This is a genomic window from Vibrio sp. 378 (assembly GCF_033339435.1).
This window is the reverse complement of record NZ_JAWOUO010000075.1, coordinates 1-1,430: the sequence shown is the minus strand read 5'-3', so window position 1 is coordinate 1,430 and position 1,430 is coordinate 1. Positions and strand designations below refer to the sequence as shown.

Below are 1,430 nucleotides of genomic sequence, written 5' to 3'. Positions count from 1 at the left end.
AGTTGAGCAATTTCACATATTTTCATGTACACACTTCGCCCATATCAAGCTGACTCTGTTAAAGCCGTTATTCATTACTTTCGCAAACATTCCACCCCCGCAGTGATCGTACTACCAACTGGTGCAGGGAAAAGCTTAGTTATTGCAGAACTGGCACGCCTTGCCAAAGGGCGTGTGTTGGTTTTGGCCCACGTAAAAGAGCTGGTGGAACAAAACCACGCGAAATATGAAGGCTACGGTTTGAAAGGCGCCATATTTTCGGCAGGATTAGGAAGAAAGGAAACCGACCAACAAGTGGTGTTTGCCTCGGTGCAATCGGTAGTGCGCAATTTGGACTCATTCAAAAACCAGTTCTCACTTCTGGTTATCGATGAATGTCACCGTGTGCCAGACGATAAAAACAGCAGCTATCAAAAAGTGATTACGCACCTTCGAGAGCTCAACCCTGGCATCAAAGTTTTGGGCTTAACGGCAACACCGTATCGTTTAGGTATGGGATGGATTTATCAATACCACACCCGAGGTCAAGTACGCACCGAAGAGTCGCGCTTTTTCCGCGACTGCATTTTCGAGCTGCCTATCCGTTACTTGCTGGACGAAAACTTCCTCACCCCCGCACGCATGATGGATGCGCCCGTTTTGTCTTACGACTTCTCGCAGCTGAAACCCGCTAATACCGGACGCTACAAAGAAGCGGAAATGGACATGGTTATCGACAAAGCCAAACGCGCCACTCCTCAGATTGTGGAACAAATCATTCAATACGCGAGAGAGCGTAAAGGCGTGATGATCTTTGCTGCAACAGTTCGACATGCTCAAGAAATTCACGGCCTGCTGCCAGAAGGCGAAACCGCCATCGTCATTGGTGACACTCCAACGCCAGAGCGCGATGCGATCATTCAAGCTTTCAAAAATCGTGAAATCAAATACTTGGTGAATGTCTCTGTGTTAACCACCGGATTTGACGCGCCTCATGTGGATTTGATTGCCATCTTGCGCCCCACTGAGTCGGTCAGCTTATATCAACAAATTGTTGGACGAGGTTTGCGTTTATCGGAAGGTAAAAATGAATGTCTGGTACTCGATTACGCGGGTAACAGCTACGATTTGTATCAGCCAGAAGTGGGAGATCCAAAACCCGACTCCACCAGCGAGATCATTACTATTCCTTGCCCCGCTTGCGGATTTAACAACAATTTCTGGGGTAAATTGGACAGCAATGGCTTTTTACTCGAACACTTTGGCCGACGATGCCAAGGTTACTTTGAAGATGAAGACACGGGCGAACGCGAACATTGTGGCTACCGTTTTCGTGCCAAATATTGCGGCGAATGTGGCGCAGATAATGATATTGCCGCTCGTATATGCCATGAATGTGATGCAACATTGGTCGACCCAGATAAGAAACTGAAAGAAGCACTGAATTTGAA

General features: G+C 47.4%; 1 protein-coding gene. It reads left to right on the top strand.

Annotated elements, in window-relative coordinates:
* Nucleotides 1-24: 24 nt before the first annotated feature.
* A partial coding sequence (locus tag R7Q48_RS24190) for a DEAD/DEAH box helicase (RefSeq protein WP_318132616.1) occupies nt 25-1,430 on the top strand: 1,406 nt, incomplete at its 3' end.